Origin of the sequence: Devosia sp. (genome assembly GCF_030689745.1) — a bacterium.
GTDB lineage: Bacteria > Pseudomonadota > Alphaproteobacteria > Rhizobiales > Devosiaceae > Devosia > Devosia alba.
The window spans coordinates 1-6,419 of sequence record NZ_JAUYGL010000032.1; the positions used below are offsets into that span (position 1 = coordinate 1).

The following is a 6,419-nucleotide window of genomic DNA, read 5'->3' on the forward strand; positions in this document are numbered from 1 at the left end:
CACCGACGCGGCCTAGGGCATGGGCATGACCGGCTGGCAGCGGCTGCTCAAGGTCGAACTGCCGCTGGCTCTGACGGTCATCCTGGCCGGCATCTTGCTCTCGGTGGTCATCTCGCTGGCCACCGCCACCATCGGCTCCACCGTCGCCGCGCGCACTTTGGGTGAGGTCATCATTGCCGGCCTGCTCTCGGACAATACTGCCTTTGTGCTGCAGGGCGGGTTGATCGTCGGCGTGCTCGCCGTGCTGATCTATGACGGCCTGTCGGCGCTGGAGCGGTTCTTGATGGCCCGAACCGGCCAATCGGGGAGGGCGGCGGCGTGACCAGTGATCGGGCCGTACAGTCGTCTCCCTCCCCCTTGTGGGCAGGGATCAAGGGTGGGGGTATGCAGCAATGGCCGCGCTTTGCCCCCACCCTCACGCTCTCCCGGCAAGGGGGAGCCAGGTCCACCCCCAGCCCTTGGAGGCAGTGACATGTCCGATTTCGATCTCACGCTGGCCGGCACCGTCGTGCTCCCCGATCTCATCATCGAGAATGGCTATGTGGCGGTGCGCCAGGGCAAGATCGTCCATGTTGGCGAGGGCCGTGCGCCCTCGGCCCATGAGCGTCACGAGCTGGGCAACGCACTGATCCTGCCCGGCGCCATAGATGCGCAGGTGCATTCGCTCAGCCAGAAAGACCAGGAGGATTTCATCTGGTCGACCCGCTCGGCCGCCGCCGGTGGGGTCACCACCATCGTCGATATGCCCTATGACGAGGGCAATCTGGTCTGCTCGGCTGATGCGGTGCGCCGCAAGATAGCTCATGCCACGGCGCAGGCGCGGGTGGATTTCGCACTCTATGGCACCATCGACCCGCAGCAAGGCGCCAGCCGCATCGCCGAGCAGGCCGCCGCCGGCGTTGCCGCATTCAAATTCTCCACCTTCGGCACCGACCCGGTCCGCTTCCCGCGCATCCCCCCTGCCTTGCTTGAGGAGTGCTTCACCGCCGTCGCCAGAACCGGCCTCACCGCCGGCGTCCATAACGAAGACGATGAAATGGTCCGCGCCGCCATGGCCACGGTCCAGGCTGCCGGGATCACCGACTACCGCGCCCACGGCCTCAGCCGTCCGCCGCTCGCCGAACTGCTGGCCAGTTTGCAGATTTACGAAACCGGCGCCGCCACTGCCTGCCCGGCCCATGTGGTGCACTGCTCGCTTGGGCGCGGCTACGATATTGCGCGCGCCTATCGCGAGCAGGGCTTTGACGCCACCATCGAGTGCTGCATCCACTATCTGACGCTTGACGAGGAAAACGACGTCTCCCGTCTCGGCGGCAAGGCCAAGATCAACCCGCCCATCCGCCCCCGTGCCGAGGTCGAAAAGCTCTGGCAGCATGTCCGCGCCGGCAATGTCACCCTGGTGTCGACCGATCACGTGAGCTGGTCGGAAGGCCGCAAGACCAATGCCGACATGCTGGCCAATGCTTCGGGCGTGCCCGGACTCGAAGTCATGGTGCCGCTTTTCGTCAAAGGCGCGCTCGAACGCGATATCCCGCTGACTTGGGCCGCCCGGTTGATGGCGGAAAACCCGGCCAGACACTTTCGGATCGACCACGCCAAGGGCGCCCTGAGGTCGGGCAAGGACGCCGACATCACCGTGCTGTTCCCGCGTCCCGGGCGCTATGATGCTGCGGCGAGCGGGCACAATGTGGTGGGATGGTCGCCCTATAATGGCATCGAACTGCCCTGGACGGTCGGGCTGACCTATCTGCGTGGCCAGCAGGTGTTCGATGGCACTTCGGTCGGTGCACCGGGCTTTGGCCAGTTCGTGCGGCCGGAGCTGGGCGCGTGAACGGCACCCCCACTCCCTCCCTACAAGGGGGAGGCAAGCTCGCCCTGCGCCAAACCAGTCTTCCGCCTCTGAACGCACACCCATCGTCTCCCTCCCCCTTGTGGGGAGGGATCAAGGGTAGGGGTCGGGGAACCGCCGGACGCGAGGAGACCCGCCCATGATCGCCAATACCCCCATCCGATCCGAGCGCATTGCTGCCGATATCGAGGCGCTCGCCGCCATCACCGAGCCCGACCGTCCCTGGACGCGTCGTGCCTTCACCCCCAGATTTCTCGAAGGCCGGGCCTGGCTGGAACAGGCCATGCAGGCCGTCGGCGCTGTCACCCAGATCGACGCCGCCGGCAATCTGATCGGCACCATTCCGGGCAGGCGCCCCGAGCTGGGCACCATCATGCTCGGCTCGCACTCCGACACCGTCCCCGATGGCGGCCGCTTTGACGGTATTGCCGGGGTGATCGCCGCCCTCGAAGTGGCGCGGGCGCTGCGCGATCAGGGCAGGGTGCTCGAGCATACCCTCGAAGTGGTGGATTTTCTGGCCGAGGAGGTTTCCATTTTCGGGGTCTCCTGCATCGGCAGCCGGGGCATGAGCGACACGCGCCCGCTGGATTGGTTGACCCGGGAGAGTGACGGCATAACGCTGGAAAAGGCCATTGCCACTGTCGGGGGCAACCCGCATCGCTCGGCCTGGCGTGACGACATCAAGGCCTTCCTCGAATTGCACATCGAGCAGGGGCCGGTGCTGCAGGACGAAGAAATCGACATTGGTGTGGTCACCGCGATTGCCGGGATCACCCGGATCGAAATCATCGTCGAAGGTCGCGCTGACCATGCCGGCACCACCCCGATGGGGTCGCGCAAGGACGCCCTGAGCACGGCCGCCTGGATTGCCTTGGGGGTCGAGGAACTGGCCAGGGCGCTGGCCGGCGGCGCCGCCCATTTTGCCGCGACCGTTGGCGAGTTCGAAATGAGTCCCAACGCCGCCAATGTGGTTCCCGCCCGTGTGCGCATGCTGATCGATGCCCGGGCCGAACTGCGCCAGGATATGGAGCGTTTCATCGATGAACTGGACAAGGGCGTGGTGGCGATTGCCGACAAGACCGGCGTCACCGTCTCGGTGCCGCGCCTCGTCTCGGACAATTCGCCCACGCCCTGTGATCCCGGCCTGCTCGATATTCTCGATGCAGCCTGCGAAACCGCCGGCGCCAGCCATCGCCGCATGGCGTCGGGCGCCGGGCATGACACGGCCTGGATGGCACGTATCACCAGGGCCGCGATGATCTTTGTGCCCTGCCGCGATGGGCGCAGCCATGCCCCCGATGAATATGCCGCCACCGAGGATATCGCGCTGGGTGCGGCGGTGCTGCTGCAGGCCGTGCTGGCGCTCGATGCCAAACTGCAGGAGCATAGCTGATGGGCCGCATTCTGACCGAAAAGGACGTCGAAGCGGCGGTGCGCGGCGGCTCGGTCTATGCCGCCGGCGGCGGTGGCTGGGCCGATCATGGCCGCATGCTGGGCATGGCTGCGGTCAATGCCGGCCAGCCTGAACTGGTCAGCATCGAAGAACTCGATGAGAACGATTGGGTCGCTACCGCTGCCGCCATTGGCGCCCCGGCGTCGACCACGCCCTGGGAAATGCAGGGCGTCGACTACATCAAGGCCGTGCAATTGCTGCAGGACGCATTGGGCGAAAAGCTCAGCGGCCTGATGGTCGGCCAGAACGGCAAGTCATCGACGCTGAACGGCTGGCTGCCCTCGGCCATTCTCGGCACCAAGGTGGTCGACGCCGTTGGCGATATCCGGGCCCATCCCACTGGCGACATGGGCTCGATCGGCATGGCCGGTTCAGATGAACAGATGATCCAGACCGCCGTCGGCGGCAATCGCAGCGAGAACCGCTATATCGAGCTGGTGACGCGCGGCGCCACGGCAAAGGTTTCGCCGATCCTGCGCACCGCCGCCGACATGTCGGGCGGTTTCATCGCCTCCTGCCGCAATCCGCTGCGCGCCAGCTATGTGCAACGGCACGCCGCATTGGGCGGTATTTCGCTGGCGCTCAAGCTGGGCGAGGCCATTCTGGCTGCCCAGGGCAAGGGCGGCACGGCCATCATCGACACCATCGCGAAAACCACGGGCGGTACCATTCTGTGCGAGGGGCGGATTACCGACAAATCGGTGCTCTACACCAAGGAAGCCTTCGATATCGGCACGGTAACGCTCGCGTCGGGCGACGTGCTGCACGTGATGAACGAATACATGGCGGTGGACGACAAGGGCGGCGCCCGGCTGGCAACCTTCCCCGATGTCATCACCACTCTCTCGGTGGATGGCGAGCCGCTCAGCGTCGGGCAGCTGGAGGTCGGCATGCAGATCTTTGTCCTGCACGTGCCCAAAACCGTCATTCCACTCAGCTCATCGGTCCTCGACCCCACGGTCTATCCCTTCGTTGAGGAACGCATGGGGATCGAACTGGCCAAATATGCGCTGGATCTGGGTCGGCAGGCGATTGATGCCGACCCCAGCAACACACGCGGAGTAACACCTCCCCCTTGACGGGGGAGGTTGGGAGGGGGTGGGGTTTGGCCCGGATATCGGGGCCAACCGCCTCCCACTCTTGATCCCTCCCCGCAAGGGGGGTGTCGACTGATAGATGCCGACTGCAATTGTCGCTCTTCCTGCGGGAAGAGAGGAGAGCCAGACATGCCCACACCAAACCCGCGTCACCCGAATTTCCCCATTCCCGGCGGCCCGGAGCTGCGCGCCAGGGGCTGGCGGCAGGAGGCGCTGCTGCGGCTGCTGGAAAATGTGCTCAGCGTCGGCGAAAACCCCGAAGAGCTGATCATTTACGCAGCGCTGGGCAAGGCGGCGCGCAACTGGGCCAGCCACAGGGCCATCGTCAAAACCCTGCTGGAAATGGACGAGGACCAGACGCTGATCATCCAGTCGGGCAAGCCCATCGGCCTGCTCAAGACCCACGCCAGGGCGCCGCTGGTGATCATGGCCAATTGCAACATTGTCGGACAATGGGCCCGGGCCGAGGTGTTCTATGAACTCGAGAAGAAGGGCCTGATCTGCTGGGGCGGGCTGACGGCCGGTGCCTGGCAATATATCGGCAGCCAGGGCGTGATCCAGGGCACCTATGAGATTTTCATGCGCATCGCCGAAAACCGCTTTGGCGGCAGCCTTGCGGGTCGCTTCATTCTCACCGCCGGCCTGGGCGGCATGGGTGGCGCGCAGCCGCTGGCCGGGCGCATGGCGGGGGCGGCCATCCTCTGCGTCGATGTCGATGCGGAACGGGCGGCCAAGCGCCAGGAGATCGGCTATCTCGAAGCCATCGCGCCCGACCTCGATACGGCGCTGGCGATGATCGACAGGGCCGTGGCCGAGAAGCGGGCGACCTCGATCGGGCTGGTCGGCAATGCCGCTGACATCTATCCCGAGATCGCCCGCCGCGGCATCGTGCCCGATATCGTCACCGACCAGACCAGCGCCCACGATCTGGTCTATGGCTATGTGCCCAAGGGCATGAGCATGGCCGAAGTGAAGCGCCTGCGGGTGGAAGGGCCGGGCCAGTTGATGGCGGCCAGCCAGGCCTCCATCGTCGACCATGTCCGCGCCATGCTGGCCTTCCAGCAGGCCGGCAGCGAGGTGTTCGACAATGGCAATCTGATCCGCACCCACGCCAGGGCGGGTGGGGTGGAGAATGCCTTCGATATCAAGATTTTCACCGAGGCCTATCTGCGACCGCTCTTCGCCCGCGCCATCGGCCCGTTCCGCTGGATGGCGCTGTCGGGCGACCCCGAGGACATTCGCAGGATCGACGACACGCTGCTGGCGATGTTCCCCGACAACACAATCGTCACCAACTGGATTGGCTTGGCGCGCCAGCACGTCCCGTTCGAGGGGCTGCCGGCGCGGATCGCCTGGCTCGGGCATGGCGAGCGCACCGCACTGGCTCAGGCCGTCAACGCCATGGTGGCGGATGGCACGCTTGCCGGGCCGATCGCCTTCAGCCGCGACCATCTCGACGCCGGCGCCATGGCGCACCCCAATATCATGACCGAGAACATGCAGGACGGCTCGGACGCCATCGCCGACTGGCCCATTCTTGACGCCATGCTGCTCTGCTCGTCCATGGCCGACCTCGTCGTGGTCCATTCCGGCGGTGGCGGCTATGCCGGTTACATGACCTCGGCCGGGGTCACGATAATCGCCGATGGGACAGAACAGGCTACAGAACGGCTAACACATGCTTTGACCAATGATACCGCCCTCGGCGTGATGCGCTATGCCGACGCGGGATATGCGGAAAGCCTGGACGAGATTGCCCTGAAGGGCATCGGACATATCAGGGTGGGGTAGCGCCCCCACCCACAGGTCATTTGCACCCTCGCCAGGTGGCACTATTGTTAACATATTGCTAAGCGCTCGCCGTCAGGGCGAGGCGCCCGGAATCTGCGCCTTTCAGCGCATCACCCACGGCAAAGATGGTCGGCGCCGACAGCGGGAATGCGGTGACGGCAGCCACCGATTCGCCCACTGTGCCGCGCCAGACCTGCTCATCAGCCCGGCCGACATTGCCGGCGATAAC

Annotated in this window: 4 protein-coding genes and 1 pseudogene; all 5 read left to right on the top strand. The window is 65.4% G+C overall.

Annotation, left to right across the window (positions count from 1 at the left end):
- Positions 1-16: 16 nt before the first annotated feature.
- A pseudogene (locus Q8O80_RS03095) lies at positions 17-322 on the top strand (ABC transporter permease subunit); the annotation flags it as partial.
- A 150-nt stretch (positions 323-472) separates the two neighbouring features.
- On the top strand, positions 473-1,831 hold the full coding sequence (locus Q8O80_RS03100; RefSeq protein WP_305576811.1) for a dihydroorotase family protein: 1,359 nt from the start codon (positions 473-475) through the stop codon (positions 1,829-1,831).
- Between the two features lie 157 nt (positions 1,832-1,988).
- Complete coding sequence (locus tag Q8O80_RS03105) at positions 1,989-3,242, top strand: Zn-dependent hydrolase (RefSeq protein ID WP_305576814.1); 1,254 nt, start codon at positions 1,989-1,991, stop codon at positions 3,240-3,242.
- On the top strand, positions 3,242-4,381 hold the full coding sequence (locus Q8O80_RS03110; protein ID WP_305576816.1) for a DUF917 domain-containing protein: 1,140 nt from the start codon (positions 3,242-3,244) through the stop codon (positions 4,379-4,381). Before Q8O80_RS03105 ends, Q8O80_RS03110 begins: the two co-directional genes overlap by 1 nt.
- A gap of 147 nt (positions 4,382-4,528) precedes the next feature.
- Complete coding sequence (locus Q8O80_RS03115) at positions 4,529-6,190, top strand: urocanate hydratase (RefSeq protein ID WP_305576818.1); 1,662 nt, start codon at positions 4,529-4,531, stop codon at positions 6,188-6,190.
- The last annotated feature ends 229 nt before the right edge of the window (positions 6,191-6,419 follow it).

Bases quoted from the DNA above. Each gene is read 5' to 3' on its own strand.
- Q8O80_RS03100 (WP_305576811.1), top strand. From the start codon at position 473: ATGTCCGATTTCGATCTCACGCTGGCCGGCACCGTCGTGCTCCCCGAT.
- Q8O80_RS03110 (WP_305576816.1), top strand. From the start codon at position 3,242: ATGGGCCGCATTCTGACCGAAAAGGACGTCGAAGCGGCGGTGCGCGGC.
- Q8O80_RS03115 (WP_305576818.1), top strand. From the start codon at position 4,529: ATGCCCACACCAAACCCGCGTCACCCGAATTTCCCCATTCCCGGCGGC.
- Q8O80_RS03105 (WP_305576814.1), top strand. From the start codon at position 1,989: ATGATCGCCAATACCCCCATCCGATCCGAGCGCATTGCTGCCGATATC.